This window comes from Endozoicomonas sp. ALD040, from assembly GCF_049275945.1.
In the GTDB taxonomy this organism is placed as follows: Bacteria; Pseudomonadota; Gammaproteobacteria; order Pseudomonadales; family Endozoicomonadaceae; genus Endozoicomonas_A.
The window spans coordinates 3,771,091-3,791,401 of record NZ_CP184829.1 but is presented as its reverse complement, the minus strand read 5'-3'; the positions used below and the strand labels follow the sequence as shown (position 1 = coordinate 3,791,401).

Here is a 20,311-nt window from a genome sequence, read left to right as displayed (position 1 = left end):
AGTGATATCCAAAATTGATTCTGCAGATTAGAGTCGTTTGTAACATGAAAGTTCATAACATTGATGTCAGTGAAACTAACAGGAAAACAGGACTTTGATTCGGGAAAATGATCAATAAGTAGAAGTCAGTTTTCTGATAAGTACCGCTCAGAGAACTTACCATCATTGCAGATTGCTTAACTCAACTTAAGTTATGCGCCTTGCCAACTGGCCGTGATTACAGGATCGATTTGATTTCGAGTATCCTGTGACAGCTGAGCGTTACCCGCAGGTGGGGCACTGAAACCAGCCATTGCAGTTACAAGGCTGTCAACCTTGTTTGCAAGAAGCACTGCATCATTGGTACGAATCTCATCCTACGCAAAGCGTGGGTGTCGCAAAACTCTGGTTCCCATACTTTTAGCCCCTCTGGGTCACAACGTAGGAACCCATACCCATCTCGCGCTGCAGAGTCTGCTTTTCAGAGGAGGTATGCATTCCCACGCAGAGCGAGGCTGTCGCAAAAGTGCTGTTGGCATCAATGGCCGAATTAACCAGCCCAAAACCACGGCCCCCCCCCGGCAAAGGCATCTGTGCTCTGGTAATTCATTTTGCTTCCCTTCTGTTATTTGCCTACAGTGGTAGGTCAATGGAGGTATTTTTATGAATAGCTTATATAACACTGATTATCATCAATGGCTGAGTCAGCAAGTAACCCTGTTGAAAACTCAAAACTTTAATCAGTTGGATTTAGAAAACCTGATTGAGGATTTAGAGTTGAGCCTTAAGCAAGACCTTCGCGAGTTGGAGAACCGCCTGTCAACTTTGATAACTCATCTTCTTAAATGTAATTACCAGACCAGTGCACTAAGGGAGTCTACAGCGACAGATAGAGTCCTTAAAGGTTGGATGGAAACCATAGTTAGATCAAGAATTAAGATTAATAAACTGGTGAAAGAGAATCCTAGTTTAACGTCAAGGATCAAAGACTCCCTTAAACAAGCGTATGTTGATGGTAAAAAAGGAGCCATCAAAGAAATGAATATTTATGTCCATAAAAAACTCGACAACAATAGCTTTCCTGACGAATGCCCCTGGAGCTATGAGCAAATAATGACTGAAGACTGGTATCCACTCAACGGTGTTTGAGTGGTAGGGCAATGGAGGTGATTTATGGAAAACTTGTACGACACTGATTACCACCAATGGCTGAGCCAACAGCAGGATCTGCTTGCCAAATGACATTTTGACGGGCTTGACACAGAGAAATTGTTGGGGGAGCTAGAGCTGGGCAATGAACAACCCCGCCAGGGGGCGGGGTATCCTTGGTGCAAACTCAAAACATTGCAAGCTGATGATCTGAGTGAAGTTTGTCGTACTCATTTCCCTGATTCTTCACATAATTCGCTATCATCTGCTCATCACCATGCTTTCCGACAGTGCTTGCAAAGTACCCATCAGTCCAAAATTCGCCGCCCATAATGGTTTTGCAACACCCTCAAAGCGTAGGAACGAGTTGTTAGAGTTTTGCGACACCCTCGAAGCGAGTTGTTATTGTGAACTTTCTCAAGAAATCCGACTCAAAGCTACAGAATCAATTTTGAATATCCCTGCCAGTGAGGGATAAATAATAACTATGGAAAACGAGTTATGGATTGCCTAAAGAGTCATTCCAGTATTGGTGACGCACTTTCATCAACACCCGTTCAATCTCAATCAGGGACACCAAGTGGAATCAGCACGCGCAGGGACGTATTTGTTCGTGACAAGAATGAGCTTTCTTTATTGCTCGATTTACCCTTTGAAATACAATCCAAAATTTATACTTATTTGCAGACTCGTGATATTGCCCGTTTAACACAGGTGAATTCATGCATTTACAACACGCTCAAAAAAGATGCATCAATGATAAAGGCGTGGTATCGCCAGATTGCTCCATCACACCAGGCTCTGATAAAGACAATCGTTATGGCAAAAGATAAAAATCAACTCGAAGGTTGGTTAAGCCGTTTCACAGAGGATAAGGCATTAGTCAAGTCGATCATGGATCGCCAAACGAGTATTTATTTTCCTGCTCTGTTCTATTCCACTCTCACTAAACTGATGTCTCAATGTAAAACATTCGAATTAGAGACAAAAGCCAACCTCCCAGGTAATGGTAAGCTGAACTCAGCCAGCTTCAGCGCCGATGGCCGCTGTATGGCGATCGCCAGTGATAATGATACGCTGGAAATCTATGGCCGGGAGAGCGATGGATCCTGGACAGAAAAAGGCACTGTCCTCCATTATGGCAGTATCATTTCGTCCACCTTCAGCGCCAATGGCCGCTATGTAGTGACCGCCAGTAAGGATGGCGAGGCGAAAATCTATGGCAAGAAGGACGATGGATCATGGGAAGAAAAAGCCACTATTTCCCATAATAACTGGGTCAACTCAGCAACCTTCAGCAACGATAGTCGCTATGTAGTAACCGCCAGTGGCGATGGCAAGGCGAAAATTTACGGCCAGAGGGACGATGGGTCATGGGTAGAAAAAGCCATTATTTTCCATGATCAAGATGTCAAATCAGCCACCTTCAGCCCCGATAGCCGCCATGTGTTGACCCGCAGCAGTGATGGCGAAGCGAAAATCTATAGCCAGAGGGTCGATGGATCATGGGAAGAAAAAGCCATTATTTCCCACGACGACTGGGCCTTCTCAGCTGGCTTCTGCGCTGATAGTCGCCATGTGATCACCCGCAGCGAAAATAACAAGGTAAAAATCTTTAGCATCGAGGCCGACGGGTCATGGCAAGAAAAAGCCACTATTTCCCATGATTGCTGGGTCCTCTCAGCCGCTATCAGCGCCAATGGCCGCTATGTGGTGACCACCCGTCGCGATCACTCTGTGAAAATCCATAGCCTGGAGGACGATGGATCATCGGAAGAAAAAGCCATCTTTTCCCATGAGAATCGTGTCAATTCAGCCTGCTTCAGCCCCGATAGCCGCCATGTGGTGAGCCACAGTTACGATGGCAAGGCGAAAATCTATGGCCAGAAAGACAATGGATCATGGGAAGTAAAAGCCATCATTTCCCATGATGACAGAGTCTGGTTAGCCACATTCAGCGCCGATAGTTGCTATCTAATCACCTGCGGTGAAGATAACAAGGCGAAAATCTATGGCCGGAAGGGCGATGGATCATGGCAAGAAAAAGCCATCATCTCTCATGACAAGGATATAAGATCAGCAACCTTTAGCGTCGATAGCCACCATGTGGTCACCGCCAGTATTGATAAAACGGCGAAAATTTATGGCCAGGTAAGCGATGGATCCTGGCAAGAAAAAGCCACCATTTCCCATCCTAGTAGTATCAGATCAGCTATCTTCAGCGCCGATGGCCTTGTGTTGACCATCCATGGCATTAACACAGCAAAAATCACTGAACTACGGATGGATGTATGACTGATTATTTGCTGTCAATCTTGTGGTTAGAAGTTGTCACATAATTACAACTCGTTCCTACACGAAGCGAGTTGTTATTGTGAACTTTCATACTAAAACCGACTCTAGCAGCCTGTCGGACTTAAGCGTCCGTAGCGAGGATTGCAAGAAATTGAGGATAAAAATCTCTGTTTCTGAGGAGAATAGCGAGCTATTTGACGAAGAAACAGAGATTTTTAGACCAATTTATTGCAACCGCACGACTGCATGGATGCAGGAGCTAGAGCAACGCAGGAGCAGTTGCCGTGTAGGACAGTCTTAAGTCCGACAGGCTCCTAGGCTGCGGAATCAATTTTAAATATCCTTGCGGGATAAACAATAACAATGGAAAACGAGTTATGGATTGCATAAAGAGTAATTCTGGTATTAGTGATGCACTTGCAACAACACCCGTTCAATCTCAATCAGGGACACAAATTGGAATCAGCACGCGCAGGGAGGTATTTGTTCGTGACAAGAATGAGCTCTCATTATTGCTTGATTTACCCATTGAAATACAATCCAAAATTTATAGCTATTTGCAGACTCGTGATATTGCCCGTTTAACACAGGTGAATTCATGCATTTACAACACGCTTAAAAAAGATGCATCAATGATAAGGGCGTGGTATCGCCAGATTGCTTCATCACGCCAGGCCATTACGGGAATAATCCTCACTGCAAAAAATAAAGATCAACTCGAGAATTGGTTGAGCCGATTTACAAAGGATAAGGCATTAATCAAGTCAATCATGGATCGTCAGGCGTGTTTTTATTTTCCTGCTTTGTTCTTTTCCAATCTCACTAAACTGATGTGTCAATGTAAAGCATTTAAATTAGAGACTAAAGCCACCATCCCCTGCCATAGTTCAGAGGACTTAGCTTCCTTCAGCGCCGATGGACGCCACCTGGTGATCGCCTTTGACTCTGAAACCTGTAAAATCTATGGCCAGCAGAGCGATGAATCATGGGTAGCAAAAGGCACTATCTCCCATGATAGGCAAGTCAAATTTGTCACCTTCAGTGCCAATAGCCACTATGTAGTGACCGCTGGCATGGATGGCAAGGCGAAAATTTATGGCAAGAAGGACGAACAATCATGGGAAGAAAAAGCCACTATTTCCCACAGTTACTGGGTCCGCTCAGCCACCTTCAGCCCCGATAGCCGCCATGTGTTGACCTACAGTAACGACGGCAAAGCAAAAATCTACGGCAAGAAGGACGAACGATCATGGGAAGAAAAAGCCACTATTTCCCATGATAATTGGGTCGATTTTGCCACCTTCAGCAAAGATGGTCGCTATGTAGTAACCACCAGTTGGGATCACAGTGCAAAAATCTATGGCCAGAGTGACGATGGGTCATGGGCAGAAAAAGCCGTCATTCCACATGATGACATTTACTCAGCCACCTTTAGCCCCGATAGCCGCTATGTGGTGACTGAAGGCCTGGGCAGCAAAGCGAAAATCTATGATAAGAAGAACGATGGGTCATGGCTGGAAAAAGCCATTATTTCCCATTGTGTCTCAGTCACTTTCAGCTCCGATAGTTGCCATGTGGTGATCACCAGAAGAAATGGCAGTGCAAAAATCTGTAGACTGGATGCCGATGGATCATGGCAAGAAAAAGCCATCATTTCCCACAATGCAGAGGTCAATTCAGTCACATTCAGCCCCGATAGTCGCTGTTTAATAACCTCCAGTGACGATGGCAAGGCGATAATCTCTGGCCAGGATGAAGACGGATCATGGCAAGAAAAAGCCATCATTTCCGATTACCTGAGTGACTGCTCAGCCAAATTCAGCGCCGATAGCCACCATCTGGTGACCGCCAGTCTAGATTTCAAAGCGAAAATCTATGGTAAGAAGGACGATGGATCATGGGAAGAAAAAGCTATCATTTCCCATAACGAAAGTGTCTACTATGTCTCATTCAGCCCCGATTGCCGCCATGCCATCAGCTGCAGTGAAGATTTAACGGTAAAAATCCATGGCCTGGAGATCGATGGATCATGGAGAGAAAAAGCCAACATTTCCTATGATAGGGGCATTACAATAGCAACCTTTAGTGCCGATGGCCGCCATGTGGTCACTGTCAGTCTCGAAGGGACAGTGAACATTTATGGTCAGAACAGCGATGGATCATGGGAAGAAAAAGCCAGTATTTCCCATCCTGGTACTATCCGATCAGCCACCCTTAGCGCCGATGACCATTTGTTGACCATCCATGGCACGGACACGGCGAACATCACTGAACTAAGTATGAATGATTGCCGTTACTAGCCCAGCCATACCAATCGAACTTTCTAACTCCCTGTTGCGCTAAAGATTATTGTGAACTTTCCTACTAAAACCGACTCTAAGCTGCAGAATCAATTTTGAATATCCTCGCCAACCAGGGATAAATAACAACAATGGAATAACAAACAATGGATTGCATAAATAACAATTCCTGTATTGATGATCGACTTTCATCAAAACCAGAGCAATCTCAAACAGAGCCGCCAAGTGCTACCTATGCAGGTAGGGAAGTCATTGAACGTGACAAGAATGAGTTTTCATTATTGCTCGATTTACCCGAGGATATACAATCCAGAATTTTTACTTATTTGCAGGTTCGTGATATTGCCCAGTTAACACAGGTAAATTCATCCATTAACAACAGGCTCAAAAATGATGATGCCATGGCAAGGGCGTGGTATCGCCGGTTGGCTTCATCACACCAGACTCGTCTAGAGACTATTGTCGCGACAAAAGATAAAGATGAACTCCAGAAATGGTTGCAGCGTTTTACAAAGGATGAGGCATTAATCAAGTCAATCATGAACCGCCAGGCAAGTATTCACTTTCCTGCTTTGTTCTTTTCCACTCTCATTAAACGGATGTATCAATGTAAAGCATTTAAATTAGAGACTAAAGCCACCATCCCCTGTGAAAGTTCAAAGCACTATGCTGCCTTCAGCGCCGATGGACGCCACCTGGTGATCTCCTGTGTTCCCAAAACCTGCACAATCTATGGCCAGGAGAGCGATGGATCATGGGTAGCAAAAGGCACTATCTCCCATAATAACTATGTCAGATCAGTCACCTTCAGTGCCAATAGCCACTATGTAGTGACCGCTGGTATGGATGGCGAGGCGAAAATTTATGGCAAGAAAGACAATCGATCATGGGAAGAAAAAGCCACTATTTCCCATAATCGCTGGGTCCGCTCAGCCACCTTCAGCCCCGATAGCCGCCATGTGTTGACCTGCAGTAACGACGCCAAGGCGAAAATCTATGGCCTGACGGACGATGGTTCATGGGAAGTAGAAGCCATCATTTCCCATAACGAAGAGATCTACTTAGCCACCTTCAGCATCGATAGTCACTATGTAGTAACCGCCAGTGCAGACGGCAAGTCGAAGATCTATGGCAGGAAAGACGAACGATCATGGCAAGAAGAAGCCACTATTTCCCACGATGACTGGGCCAAATCAGCCAACTTCAGCACCGATGGCCGCTATGTGGTATCCGTCTGTGGAAATGACACTGCGAAAATTTATGGCAAGAAGGACGATGGATCATGGGAAGAAAAAGCCATTATTTCCCATTTTGTCTCAGCCATCTTCAGCTCCGATAATCGCCATTTGGTGACCACCAGAAGAAATGGCAGTGCAAAAATCCATAGACTTGATGCCGATGGATCATGGAAAGAAAAAGCCATCATTTCCCACAATGGAGAGGTCAACTCAGCCACATTCAGCCCCGATAGTCGCTATTTAATGACCACCAGTGACGATGGCAAGGCGATAATCTATGGCCAGGATAAAGACGGATCATGGAAAGAAAAGGCTACTATTTCCCATTACCTAAGTGTCTGTTCAGCCAAATTCAGCGCCGATAGCCGACATGTGATGACCGCCAGTTTAGATGGCATAGCGAAAATCTATGGCAAAAAGGACGATGGACCATGGGAAGAGAAAGCCAGCATTTCCCATAAAGAAAGTGTCTACTCTGCCACATTCAGCCCCGATAGCCGTCATCTCATCACCTGCAGTCCTGATTACACGGTGAAAATCCATGGCTTGGAGATTGATGGATCATGGAGAGAAAAAGCCATCATCTCCCATCGAAGGGTTATTACATTAGCAACCTTCACTGTCGATGGCCGCCATGTGGTCACTGTCAGTTACGTTGGAACAGTGAAAATTTTTGGCCAGAACAGCGATGGATCATGGAAAGAAAAAGCTACCATTTCCCATCTTGGTGTTATCCAATCAGCCACCCTCAGCACTGATGACCATTTGTTGACCATCCACAACGCAACGGCGAGCATCACTGAACTAAGTTTGAATGAATGATTGCTGTTACCAGCCCAGCCTCACATTATTATTCTGCAACACCTGCCAGGCATGATAGTTCGAACGCACCGGAAAACCGGCCACGACTTCAACAATTTCCTGGATCAAAGTCCTGTTTTAAGCACCTAACCAGTTACTTATTATTGGTTACGCTTACATCAATATTGTGAACTTTCCTACTAAAACCGACTCTAAGCTGCAGAATCAATTTTCAATATCCTTGCCAAACAGGGATAAATAACAACCATGGAAAAGGAACTATGCATTGCTCAAATAGCAGCTCCTGCAATATTACTCTACGCTCATCAACAGCAGAGCAATCTCAAACAGGGCCGCCAAGTGGTACCTATGCAGGCAGGGAAGTCATTGAACGTGACAAGAATGAGTTTTCATTATTGCTCGATTTACCCGAGGATATACAATCCAAAATTTTTACTTATTTGCAGGCTCGTGATATTGCCCATTTAGCACGGGCAAATTCATGCATTAACAACAGGCTCAAAAATGATGATGCCATGGCAAGGGCATGGTATCGCCAGTTGGCTTCATCAAACCAGACTTGTCTAAAGACAATCGTCGCTACAAAAGATAAAGATGAACTCCGGAAATGGTTGCAGCGTTTTACAAAAGATGAGGCATTAATCAAGTCCATCATGGATCGCCAGGCAAGTATTCACTTCCCTGCTTTGTTCTTTTCCACTCTCACTAAACTGATGTGTCAATGTAAAACATTTAAATTAGAGACTAAAGCCAGCATCCCCTGTAGCAGTTCAAAGGACTTAGCTGCCTTCAGCGCCGATGGCCGCCACCTGGTGATCGCCTGTGACTCCAAAATCTTTAAAATCTATGGTCGGGAGAGCGATGGAACATGGCAAGCAAAAGGCACTATCTGCCATGATTCCGCTGTCGAATCGATCACCTTTAGTGCCGATGACCGTTACGTAGTGACAACCAGTAGAAAGTGCAAGACGAAAATTTATGGTAAGAAGGACGAACGATCATGGGAAGAAGCGACTATTTCCCGAGACAACTCCTTATACTCAGCCAAGATCAGCGCCGATGGCTGCCATGTATTGAACCGAAGTACCAATAACAAGGTGAAAATCTATGGCCTGGAGGCCGGTGGTTCATGGGAAGAAAAAGCCACTCTCTGTCATAATGATTGGGTCCGGTCAGCCACCTTCAGCCCCGATAGCTGCCATGTGGTGACCTGCAGTGAAGATTGTAAGACGAAAATCTATGGTCTGGAGGCCGATGGATCATGGAAAGAAAAAGCCAGCAAATACCATGGGTATAGCATCAGATCAGCCACCTTCAGCCCCGATAGCCGACGTATGATGACCTGCACCTGTGATGGCAGGGTGAAAATCTATGGCCAGAAGGACGATGGATCGTGGAAAAGACAAGCCACCACTTCTAATGATGATCAGTTCAATTCAGCTACCTTCAGCCCCGATAGCCGCCATCTAATCACCTCCTGTTTCCCTGGCAAAGCGAAAATCTATAGCCAGAAGGACGATGTATCATGGAAACAAAAAAAGACCATTTCCCACTATTTGGAAATTAGATCAACAGCCTTTAGTGTCGATAGCCGCCATGTGATGACCTGCAGTTATGATAGAAAGGTGAAAATCAACGGCCTGAAGGACGATGGATCATGGCAAGAAAAAACGGCCATTTCCCACGGTTTGGGAATCAGATCAGCAGTCTTTAGCTTTGATGGCCGCCATGTGGTCACTGCCAGTGACGAAAAAACATCGGAAATTTATGGTCAGGTAAGTGATGGATCATGGCAAAAAAAAGCCACCATTTCCCATGGTTGCAGGATCAGGTCAGCCATCTTCAGCGCCGATGGCCATGTGTTGACCATCCATACCGATAACACGGCGAAAATCACGGAACTAAAGATGGATGGATGGGTGGATGAATGAATGAATATTTCGCGGATCAAAGCCCTGTTTTCTTATTGGTTACGCATACATCAATAGTGTGAACTTTCAGACTAAAACCAACTCTAAGCTGCAGAATCAATTTTGAATATCCTTGCCAACCAGGGATAAATAACAACCATGGAAAAGGAACTATGGATTGCTCAAATAGCAGCTTCTGCAATATTACTCCACGCCCATCAACACCAGGTCAATCTCCATCAGATACACCAAGAGGTACCATTACGGGCAAGAACGTTATTGTACGTGACAAGAATGAGTTTTCATTATTGCTCGATTTACCCGAGGATATACAATCCAAAATTTTTACTTATTTGCAGGCTCGTGATATTGCCCATTTAAGACGGGTAAATTCATCCATTAACAACAGGCTCGAAAATGATGATGCCATGGCAAGGGCGTGGTATCGCCAGTTGGCTCCATCACACCGGACTCGTCTAGAGACAATTGTCGCTACAAAAGATAAAGATGAACTCCAGAAATGGTTAAAGCGTTTTACAAAGGATGAAGCATTAATCAAGTCAATCATGGACCGCCAGGAAAGTATTCACTTTCCTGCTTTGTTCTTTTCCACTCTCACTAAACTGACGTGTCAATGTAAAACATTTAAATTAGAGACTAAAGCCAGCATCCCCTGTAACACTTTAGAGGACTTAGCTGCCTTCAGCGCCGATGGACGCCACCTGGTGATCGCCTGTGACTCCAGAACCTGTAAAATCTATGGCAAGGAGAGCGATGAATCGTGGGTAGCAAAAGGCACTATCTCCCATGACAGACAAGTCAGATTTGTCACCTTCAGTGCCAATAGCCGCTATGTAGTGACCGCTGGCATGGATGGCAAGGCGAAAATTTATGGCAAGAAGGACGAACGATCATGGGAAGAAAAAGCCACTATTTGCCACAGTCACTGGGTCCGCTCAGCCACCTTCAGCCCCGATAGCCGCCATGTGTTGACCTACAGTGACGACGGCAAAGCGAGAATCTATGGCAAGAAGGACGAACGTTCATGGGAAGAAAAAGCCACTATTTCCCATAATGATGAGGTCCATTTTGCCACCTTCAGCAAAGATGGTCGCTGTGTAGTAACCACCAGTTGCGATCACAGGGCAAAAATCTATGGCCAGAGTGACGATGGGTCATGGGCAGAGAAAGCCATCATTCCACATGATGACACTGTCTACACAGCCACCTTCAGCCCCGATAGCCACTATGTGATAACCACCAGCCTGGATAGCAAAGCGAAAATCTATGGCAAGAAGAACAACGGGGCATGGCTGGAAAAAGCCATTATTCCCCATTTTGTCTCAGTCCAATTCAGCTCCGATAGTCGCCATGTGGTGATCACCAGAAGAAATGGCAGTGCAAAAATCTATAGACTTGATGCTGATGGATCATGGCAAGAAAAAGCCATCATTTCCCACAATGCAGAGGTCAACTCAGTCAAATTCAGCCTCGATAATCGCTGTTTAATAACCTCCAGTGACGATGGCAAGGTGATAATCTCTGGCCAGGATAAAGACGGATCATGGCAAGAAAAAGCCAGCATCTCCGATTACCTGAGTGACTGCTCAGCCAAATTCAGCGCCGATAGCCGCCATCTGGTGATCGCCAGTTTAAATTACAAAGCGAAAATCTATGGCAAGAAGGACGATGGATCATGGGAAGAAAAAGCCATCATTTCCCATAGCAAAAGTGTCTACTTTGCCGAATTCAGCCCGGATTGCCGTCATGCCATCACCTGCAGTGAAGATTTAACGGTGAAAATCCATGGCCTGAAGATTGATGGATCATGGAGAGAAAAAGCCATCATCTCCCATGATAAGGGTATTAGCTTAGCAACCTTTAGTGCCGATGGCCGCTATGTGGTCACTGTCGGTTACGATGGAACAGTGAACATTTATGGTCAAAATAGCGATGGATCATGGGAAGAAAAAGCCACCAGTTCCCATCCTGGTTTTGTCGGATCAGCCATCCTCTGCACCGATGACCGTTTGTTGACCACCCATAGCGCGTGCACGGCGATAATCACTGAACTAGGAATGAATGAATACTCCCTGTTTCAGGCTATTATGTGTCGCCTCTTTTGATTCATGACTCTCAATAACTTATTGTGAACTTTCCTACTAAAACAGACTCTAAGCTGCAGACTCAATTTTGAATATCCTTGCTAACCAGGGATAAATATCAACCATGGAAAACGAACTATGCATTGCTCAAATAGCAGCTCCTGCAATATTACTCCACGCTCATCAACAACAGACCAACCTCCATCAGATACACCAAGTGGAACCAACGCAGGCAGGGAAGTCATTGCGCATGACAAGAAAGAGTTTTCATTATTGCTCGATTTACCCGAGGATATACAATCCAAAATTTTTACTTATTTGCAGGCTCGTGATATTGCCCATTTAAGACGGGTAAATTCATCCATTAACAACAGGCTCGAAAATGATGATGCAATGGCAAGGGCGTGGTATCGCCAGTTGGCTCCATCACACCGGACTCGTCTAGAGACAATTGTCGCTACAAAAGATAAAGATGAACTCCAGAAATGGTTAAAGCGTTTTACAAAGGATGAAGCATTAATCAATTCAATCATGGACCGCCAGGAAAGTATTCACTTTCCTGCTTTATTCTTTTCCACTCTCACTAAACTGATGTGTCAATGTAAAGCATTTCAATTAGAGACTAAAGCCACCATCCCCTGTAATACTTTAAAGGACTTAGCTTCCTTCAGCGCCGATGGACGCCACCTGGTGATCGCCTGTGACTCTAAAACCTGTAAAATCTATGATCAGGAGAGCAATGAATCATGGCTGCCAAAAGGCACTATCTCCCATGATGAGAAAGTCAGATCAGTCACCTTCAGCGCCAATAGCCGCTATATAGTGACCGCTGGCATGGATGGCAAGGCGAAAATTTATGGCAAGAAGGACGAACAATCATGGGAAGAAAAAGCCACTATTTCCCATGATCAGCGGGTCAAATCAGCCACCTTCAGCCCCGATAGCCGCCATGTGTTGACCTACAGTGACGACGGCAAAGCGAAAATCTATGGCAAGAAGGACGAACGTTCATGGGAAGAAAAAGCCACTATTTCCCATGATGATGAGGTCCATTTTGCCACCTTCAGCAAAGATGGTCGCTGTGTAGTAACCACCGGTCGCGATCACAGGGCAAAAATCTATGGCCAGAGTGACGATGGGTCATGGGCAGAGAAAGCCATCATTCCACATGATGACACTGTCTACACAGCCACCTTCAGCCCCGATAGCCACTATGTGATAACCACCAGCCTGGATAGCAAAGCGAAAATCTATGGCAAGAAGAACGACGGGTCATGGTTGGAAAAAGCCATTATTCCCCATTTTGTCTCAGTCCAATTCAGCTCCGATAGTAGCCATGTGTTGATCACCAGAAAAAATGGCAGTGCAAAAATCTATAGACTGGATGCCGATGGATCATGGGAAGAAAAAGCCATCATTCCCCACAATGGAAAGGTTAACTTAGACAAATTCAGCCCCGATAGTCGCTATTTAATGATCTTCACTGACAATGTCAAGGTGATAATCTCTGGCCAGGATAAAGACGGATCATGGAAAGAAAAAGCCGTCATTACCCATGACAATAGCATCTGGTCAGCCAAATTCAGCGCCGATAGCCGCCATGTGGTGACCGCCAGTTTAGATGGCAAAGCGAAAATCTATGGCGAGAAGGACGATGGATCATGGGAAGAAAAAGCCATCATTTCCCATAACATGGGTGTTTACTATGCCACATTCAGCCCCGATAGCCGTCATGTCATCACCTGCGGTATAGATAACACGGTGAAAATCCATGGCCTGACGATCAATGGATCATGGAAAGAAAAAGCCATCATCTCCAATGATGACGATATTAGATTAGCCACCTTTAGTCTCGATGGCCGCCATGTGGTCACTGCCAGTTTCGATAGAACAGTGAAAATTTATGGTCAGAACAGCGATGGATCATGGGGAGAAAAAGCCACCAGCTCCCATCCTGGTGGACTCGTATCAGCCACCTTCAGCATCAATGGCCATGTGTTGACCATCCATGGCGATAACACAGCGAAAATCACTGAACTACGGATTGATGACTGATTGTTTGCTGTCAATCCTGTGGTTAGAAGTTGTCGCATAATTACAACTCGTTCCTAAACGAAGCGTGTTGTTAAGTACCTGGCCAGTTGGTTTCGCATATTCTGGCGAGTGGATTTTTTCATCCTTCAAGGCGCAACGACGGGCGCGTAGCCATAGCTACGCAACCAGAGTTGGAACGCAGAAGGGTGGAAAAAGCCGCCGTCCAGAATATGCGAAACCAACTGGTTAGGTACTTATTGTGAACTTTCCTACTAAAACCGACTCTAAGCTGCAGAATCAATTTTGAATATCCGTGCCAACCAGGGATAAATAACAACCATGGAAAAGGAACTATGGATTGCTCAAATAGCAGCTCCTGCAATATTACTCCACGCCCATCAACACCTGTTCAATCATCATCAGATACACCAAGTGGTAACACTATGGGCAAGAACGTCATTGAACGTGACAAGCATGAGTTTTCATTATTGCTCTATTTACCCGAGGATATTCAATCCAAAATTTTTACTTATTTGCAGGCTCGTGATATTGCCCATTTAAGACGGGTAAATTCATCCATTAACAACAGGCTCGAAAATGATGATGCCATGGCAAGGGCATGGTATCGTCGGCTGCCTTCATCACACCAGACTCGTCTAAAGAGAATCGTCGCTACAAAAGATAAAGATGAACTCCAGAAATGGTTAAAGCGTTTTACAAAGGATGAAGCATTAATCAAGTCAATCATGGACCGCCAGGAAAGTATTCACTTTCCCGCTTTGTTCTTTTCCACTCTCACTAAACTGACGTGTCAATGTAAAACATTTAAATTAGAGACTAAAGCCAGCATCCCCTGTAACACTTTAGAGGACTTAGCTGCCTTCAGCGCCGATGGACGCCACCTGGTGATCGCCTGTGACTCCAGAACCTGTAAAATCTATGGCAAGGAGAGCGATGAATCGTGGGTAGCAAAAGGCACTATCTCCCATGACAGACAAGTCAGATTTGTCACCTTCAGTGCCAATAGCCGCTATGTAGTGACCGCTGGCATGGATGGCAAGGCGAAAATTTATGGCAAGAAGGACGAACGATCATGGGAAGAAAAAGCCACTATTTGCCACAGATACTGGGTCTGCTCAGCCACCTTCAGCCCCGATAGCTGCCATGTGTTGACCTACGGTAATAGCGACGGCAAAGCGAAAATCTATGGCAAGAAGGACGAACGATCATGGGAAGAAAAAGCCACTATTTCTCATGATGATGAGGTCCATTTTGCCACCTTCAGCAAAGATGGTCGCTATGTTCTGACCGCCAGTGAAGATCACAGGGCGAAAATCTATGGCCAAATGGACGATGGGTCATGGGCAGAAAAAGCCATCATTCAACATGATGGCATTCTCTGTACAGCCAAATTCAGCCCCGATAGCCGCCATGTGGTGACCACCAGCATGCGTGGAAAAGCGAAAATCTATGGTAAGAAGAACGACGGGTCATGGCTGGAAAGAGCCATTATTTCCCATTTTGACTTAGTCACCTTCAGCTCCGATAGTCGCCATATGGTGATGACCAGAAGCACCAGAAGAAATGGCAGTGCAAAAATCTATAGCCTGGATGCCGATGGATCATGGGAGGAAACAGCCATCATTCCCCACACCGCAGAGGTCAACTCAGCCACATTCAGCCCCGATAGTTGCTGTTTAATAACCTCCAGTGACGATGGCGAGGCGATAATCTCTGGCCAGGATAAAGACGGATCATGGCAAGAAAAAGCCATCATTTCCGATTACCTGAGTGACTGCTCAGCCAAATTCAGCGCCGATAGCCGCCATCTGGTGATCGCCAGTTTAAATTACAAAGCGAAAATCTATGGCAAGAAGGACGATGGATCATGGGAAGAAGAAGCCATCATTTCCCATAGCAAAATTGTCTACTATGCCACATTCAGCCCCGATTGCCGTCATGCCATCACCTGCAGTGAAGATTTAACGGTGAAAATCCATGGCCTGAAGATCGATGGATCATGGCAAGAAAAAGCCATCATCTCCCATGATAAGGGTATTAGCTTAGCAACCTTTAGTGTTGATGGCCGCTATGTGGTCACTGTCGGTCGCGATGGAACAGTGAACATTTATGGTCAGAACAGCGATGGATCATGGGAAGAAAAAGCCACCAGTTCACATTCTGGTCATATCGAATCAGCCATCCTCAGCGCCGATGACCGTTTGTTGACCACCCATGACACGGACAAGGCGAGAATCACTGAACTAAATATGAATGAATGAATGATTGATTGATTGATTGCTGTTACTGGTCCAGCCGTACCAATCGAACTTTCTAACTCCCTGTTGCGCTAAAGATTATTGTGAACTTTCTTACTAAAACCGACTCTAAGCTGCAGAATCAATTATGAATATCCTTGCCAACCAGGGATAAATAACAACCATGGAAAAGGAACTATGGATTGCTCAAATAGCAGCTCCTGCAATATTACTCCACGCTCATCTGCACCGGGTCAATCACCATCAGATACACCAAGTGGAACCACTATGGGCAAGAACGTCATTGAACGTGACAAGCATGAGTTTTCATTATTGCTCGATTTACACGAGGATATACAATCCAAAATTTTTACTTATTTGCGGGCTCGTGATATTGCCCAGTTAACACGGGCAAATTCATCCATTAACAACAGGCTCAAAAATGATGATGCCATGGCAAGGGCGTGGTATCGCCAGTTGGCTTCATCACACCAGACTCGTCTAGAGACAATTGTCGCGACAAAAGATAAAGATGAACTCCAGAAATGGTTGCAGCGTTTCACAAAGGATGAAGCATTAATCAAGTCCATCATGGATCGCCAGGCAAGTATTCACTTCCCTGCTTTGTTCTTTTCCACTCTCACTAAACTGATGTGTCAATGTAAAGCATTTAAATTAGAGACTAAAGCCACCATCCCCTGTAATACTTTAAAGGACTTAGCTTCCTTCAGCGCCGATGGACGCCACCTGGTGATCGCCTTTGACTCCAGAACCTGTAAAATCTATGGTCAGGAGAGCGATGAATCATGGGTAGCAAAAGGCACTATCTCCCATGATGAGCAGGTCAGATCAGTCACCTTCAGTGCCAATAGCCGCTATGTAGTGACCGCTGGTATGGATGGCAAGGCGAAAATTTATGGCAAGAAGGACGAACAATCATGGGAAGAAAAAGCCACTATTTCCCATGATCTGAGGGTCAAGTCAGCCACCTTCAGCCCCGATAGCCGCCATGTGTTGACCTACAGTAACGACGGCAAAGCGAAAATCTATGGCAAGAAGGACGAACGATCATGGGAAGAAAAAGCTACTATTTCTCATGATGATGAGGTCAATTTTGCCACCTTCAGCAAAGATGGTCGCCATGTAGTAACTACCAGTCTGGATCAAAGGGCAAAAATCTATGGCCAGAGTGACGATGGGTCATGGGCAGAAAAAGCCATCATTCCCCATGATGACAATGTCTACACAGCCACCTTCAGCCCCGATAGCCGTTATGTGGTGACCGCCAGTCTGGATAGGAAAGCGAAAATCTATGGCCAGACAGACGATGGGTCATGGCTGGAAAAGGCCATTGTTTCCCATTTTGCCTCAGTCACCTTCAGCTCCGATAGTGGCCATGTGGTGATCACCAGAGATAATGGCAGTGCAAAGATCTATAGACTGGATGCCGATGGATCATGGGAAGAAGAAGCCATCATTTCCCATAATGGAAAGGTCAAGTCAGTCAAATTCAGTCCCGATAGTCGCTGTTTAATGACCTCCAGTGACGATGACAAGGCGATAATCTCTGGCCAGGATAAAAACGGATCATGGAAAGAAAAAGCCACCATTTCCGATTACCTGAGTAACTGCTCAGCGGGTACATCAGCCTGGGAGTTTCTTAAATCAATTTCCGGTTACCTAAGAGAGTGCTCAGCCAAATTCAGCGCCGATAGCCGCCATCTGGTGACCGCCAATTTAGATCACAAAGCGAAAATCTATGGCGAGAAGGACGATGGATCATGGGAAGAAAAAGCCATCATTTCCCATAACAGAAATGTCTACTTTGCCAAATTCAGCCCCGATAGCCGTCATGTCATCACCTGCAGTAATGATCTCATGATGAAAATCTATGGCCTGAAGATCGATGGATCATGGAGAGTAAAAGCCATCATCTCCCATGATAGTTTTATTACATTAGCAACCTTTAGTGTCGATGGCCGCCATTTGGTCACTGTCAGTTTCGCTGGAACAGTGAAAATTTTTGGTCAGAACAGCGATGGATCATGGGAAGAAAAAGCCAGCATTTCCGATCCTGATATTATCCGATCAGCCACCCTCAGCGCCGATGACCATTTGTTGACCATCCATGGCATGGGCAAGGCGAGAATCACTGAACTAAGTATGAATGAATGATTGCTGTTACTGGCCCAGCCATACCAATCGAACTTTCTAACTCCCTATTGCGCTAAAGATTATTGTGAACTTTTCTACTAAAACCGACTCTAAGCTGCAGAATCAATTTTGAATATCCTTGCCAACCAGGGATAAACAATAACTATGGAAAACGAACAATGGATTGCATAAATAACAATTCCTGTATTGATGATCGACTTTCATCAAAACCAGATCAATCTCAAACAGGGCCGCCAAGTGGTACCTATGCAGGTAGAGAAGTCATTGAACGCGACAAGAAAGAGTTTTCATTATTGCTCGATTTACCCGAGGATATACAATCCAAAATTTTTACTTATTTGCAGGCTCGTGATATTGCCCATTTAAGACGGGTAAATTCATGCATTAACAACAGGCTCGAAAATGATGATGCAATGGCAAGGGCGTGGTATCGTCGGCTGGCTTCATCACAACAGACTCGTCTACAGAGAATCGTCACTACAAAAGATAAAGATGAACTCCGGAAATGGTTGCAGCGTTTTACAAAAGATGAGGCATTAATCAAGTCCATCATGGATCGCCAGGCAAGTATTCACTTCCCTGCTTTGTTCTTTTCCACTCTCACTAAACTGATGTGTCAATGTAAAGCATTTAAATTAGAGACTAAAGCCACCATCCCCTGTAATAGTTCACGGGACTTAGCTTCCTTCAGCGCGGATGGACGCCACCTGGTGATCGCCTGTGACTCCAGAACCTATAAAATCTATGACAAGCAGAGCGATGAATCATGGGTAGCAAAAAGCACTATCTCCCATGATAGGTTTGTCAGATCAGCCACCTTCAGTGCAGATAGCCGCCATGTGTTGACCTACAGTGACGACGGCAAAGCGAAAATCTATGGCAAGAAGGACGAACGATCATGGGAAGAAAAAGCCACTATTTCCCATGATAATTCGGTCAAGTTTGCCACTTTCAGCAAAGATGGTCGCTATGTAGTAACCACCGGTCTCGATTGCAGGGTAAAAATCTATGGCCAGAGTGACGATGGGTCATGGGCAGAAAAAGCCATCATTCCACATAATGAAGCTCTCTACCCAGCCACCTTCAGCCCCGATAGCCGCTGTGTAGTGACCGCCACTATGAATTGCAAAGCGAAAATCTATAGCAGGAAGAACGATGGTTCATGGCTGGAAAAGGCGATTATTTCCCATTTTGTCTCAGTCAAATTCAGCTCCGATAGTCGCCATGTGGTGATCGCCAGAAAAAATGGCAGTGCAAAAATCTATAAACTGAATGCCGATGGATCATGGCAAGAAAAAACCATCATTTCCCACAATGGAGAGATCATCTCAGCCGAATTCAGCCCCGATAGTCGCTGTTTAATGACCTCCAGTAACGATGGCAAGGCGATAATCTGTGGTCAGGATAAAGACGGATCATGGAAAGAAAAAGCCACTCTTTCCCATTACCTGGGTGTCTTCTCAGCCAAATTCAGCGCCGATAGCCGCCATCTGGTGACCGCCAGTTTAGATAGCAAAGCGAAAATCTATGGCAAGAAAGACGATGGATCATGGGAAGAAAAAGCCATCATTTCCCATAACATAGGTGTCTACTTTGCCACATTCAGCCCCGATAGCCGTCATGTCATCACCTGCGGTATAGATAACACGGTGAAAATCCGTGGCCTGACGATCAATGGATCATGGAAAGAAAAAGCCATCATCTCCCATGATAGAGGTATTAGCTTAGCAACCTTTAGTGTTGATGGCCGCTATGTGGTCACTGTCGATCGCGATGGAACAGTGAACATTTATGGTCAGAACAGCGATGGATCATGGGAAGAAAAAGCCACCAGTTCACATTCTGGTCGTATCGAATCAGCCATCCTCAGCGCCGATGACCGTTTGTTGACCACCCATGACACGGGCAAGGCGAGAATCACTGAACTAAGTATGAATGAATGAATGATTGCTGTTACTGGCCCAGACCCACATTATACCAATCAAACTTTCTAACTCCCTGTTGCGCTAAAGATTATTGTGAACTTTCCCACTAAAACCGACTCTA

At 45.3% G+C, this 20,311-nt stretch carries 10 protein-coding genes and 1 pseudogene; 10 read left to right on the top strand and 1 reads right to left on the bottom strand.

The window, feature by feature from the left end:
- The first annotated feature begins 642 nt into the window (after positions 1-642).
- Positions 643-1,128 (top strand): DUF29 domain-containing protein, encoded by a 486-nt coding sequence (locus ACOJUN_RS13765; RefSeq protein WP_422132512.1) that lies wholly within the window; start codon positions 643-645, stop codon positions 1,126-1,128.
- A 187-nt stretch (positions 1,129-1,315) separates the two neighbouring features.
- Here the strand turns inward: ACOJUN_RS13765 and ACOJUN_RS13760 are convergent.
- Positions 1,316-1,468, bottom strand: a pseudogene (locus ACOJUN_RS13760) (transposase); the annotation flags it as partial.
- 161 nt (positions 1,469-1,629) lie between these two features.
- Between ACOJUN_RS13760 and ACOJUN_RS13755 the strand changes: the two are divergent.
- From ACOJUN_RS13755 to ACOJUN_RS13715, 9 genes are all read left to right on the top strand, one after another.
- On the top strand, positions 1,630-3,423 hold the full coding sequence (locus tag ACOJUN_RS13755; RefSeq protein ID WP_422132511.1) for an F-box/WD repeat-containing protein: 1,794 nt from the start codon (positions 1,630-1,632) through the stop codon (positions 3,421-3,423).
- A 377-nt stretch (positions 3,424-3,800) separates the two neighbouring features.
- The gene (locus tag ACOJUN_RS13750) at positions 3,801-5,723 is read left to right on the top strand and encodes a hypothetical protein (protein WP_422132510.1); all 1,923 of its coding nucleotides are present in this window, start codon (positions 3,801-3,803) and stop codon (positions 5,721-5,723) included.
- Between the two features lie 146 nt (positions 5,724-5,869).
- Complete coding sequence (locus ACOJUN_RS13745) at positions 5,870-7,783, top strand: F-box/WD repeat-containing protein (protein WP_422132509.1); 1,914 nt, start codon at positions 5,870-5,872, stop codon at positions 7,781-7,783.
- Positions 7,784-8,043: 260 nt separating this feature from the next.
- The gene (locus ACOJUN_RS13740) at positions 8,044-9,714 is read left to right on the top strand and encodes an F-box/WD repeat-containing protein (RefSeq protein WP_422132508.1); all 1,671 of its coding nucleotides are present in this window, start codon (positions 8,044-8,046) and stop codon (positions 9,712-9,714) included.
- A 152-nt stretch (positions 9,715-9,866) separates the two neighbouring features.
- Entirely contained in the window at positions 9,867-11,819 is a 1,953-nt protein-coding gene (locus ACOJUN_RS13735; protein WP_422132507.1) for an F-box/WD repeat-containing protein, read from the top strand.
- 117 nt (positions 11,820-11,936) lie between these two features.
- The gene (locus tag ACOJUN_RS13730; RefSeq protein ID WP_422132506.1) at positions 11,937-13,853 is read left to right on the top strand and encodes an F-box/WD repeat-containing protein; all 1,917 of its coding nucleotides are present in this window, start codon (positions 11,937-11,939) and stop codon (positions 13,851-13,853) included.
- A gap of 332 nt (positions 13,854-14,185) precedes the next feature.
- Positions 14,186-16,114: an F-box/WD repeat-containing protein gene (locus ACOJUN_RS13725; protein WP_422132505.1), complete on the top strand. Its 1,929-nt coding sequence runs from the start codon at positions 14,186-14,188 to the stop codon at positions 16,112-16,114.
- 174 nt (positions 16,115-16,288) lie between these two features.
- A complete protein-coding gene (locus ACOJUN_RS13720; RefSeq protein ID WP_422132504.1) occupies positions 16,289-18,265 on the top strand; it encodes a WD40 repeat domain-containing protein in 1,977 nt (658 codons plus the stop codon).
- Positions 18,266-18,423: 158 nt separating this feature from the next.
- A complete protein-coding gene (locus ACOJUN_RS13715; protein ID WP_422132503.1) occupies positions 18,424-20,208 on the top strand; it encodes an F-box/WD repeat-containing protein in 1,785 nt (594 codons plus the stop codon).
- Positions 20,209-20,311: the final 103 nt, after the last annotated feature.

Coding starts and splice junctions, on each gene's coding strand:
- ACOJUN_RS13730 (WP_422132506.1), top strand. CDS start 11,937: ATGCATTGCTCAAATAGCAGCTCCTGCAATATTACTCCACGCTCATCA.
- ACOJUN_RS13735 (WP_422132507.1), top strand. CDS start 9,867: ATGGATTGCTCAAATAGCAGCTTCTGCAATATTACTCCACGCCCATCA.
- ACOJUN_RS13755 (WP_422132511.1), top strand. CDS start 1,630: ATGGATTGCCTAAAGAGTCATTCCAGTATTGGTGACGCACTTTCATCA.
- ACOJUN_RS13750 (WP_422132510.1), top strand. CDS start 3,801: ATGGATTGCATAAAGAGTAATTCTGGTATTAGTGATGCACTTGCAACA.
- ACOJUN_RS13720 (WP_422132504.1), top strand. CDS start 16,289: ATGGATTGCTCAAATAGCAGCTCCTGCAATATTACTCCACGCTCATCT.
- ACOJUN_RS13740 (WP_422132508.1), top strand. CDS start 8,044: ATGCATTGCTCAAATAGCAGCTCCTGCAATATTACTCTACGCTCATCA.
- ACOJUN_RS13765 (WP_422132512.1), top strand. CDS start 643: ATGAATAGCTTATATAACACTGATTATCATCAATGGCTGAGTCAGCAA.
- ACOJUN_RS13725 (WP_422132505.1), top strand. CDS start 14,186: ATGGATTGCTCAAATAGCAGCTCCTGCAATATTACTCCACGCCCATCA.
- ACOJUN_RS13745 (WP_422132509.1), top strand. CDS start 5,870: ATGGATTGCATAAATAACAATTCCTGTATTGATGATCGACTTTCATCA.
- ACOJUN_RS13715 (WP_422132503.1), top strand. CDS start 18,424: ATGGATTGCATAAATAACAATTCCTGTATTGATGATCGACTTTCATCA.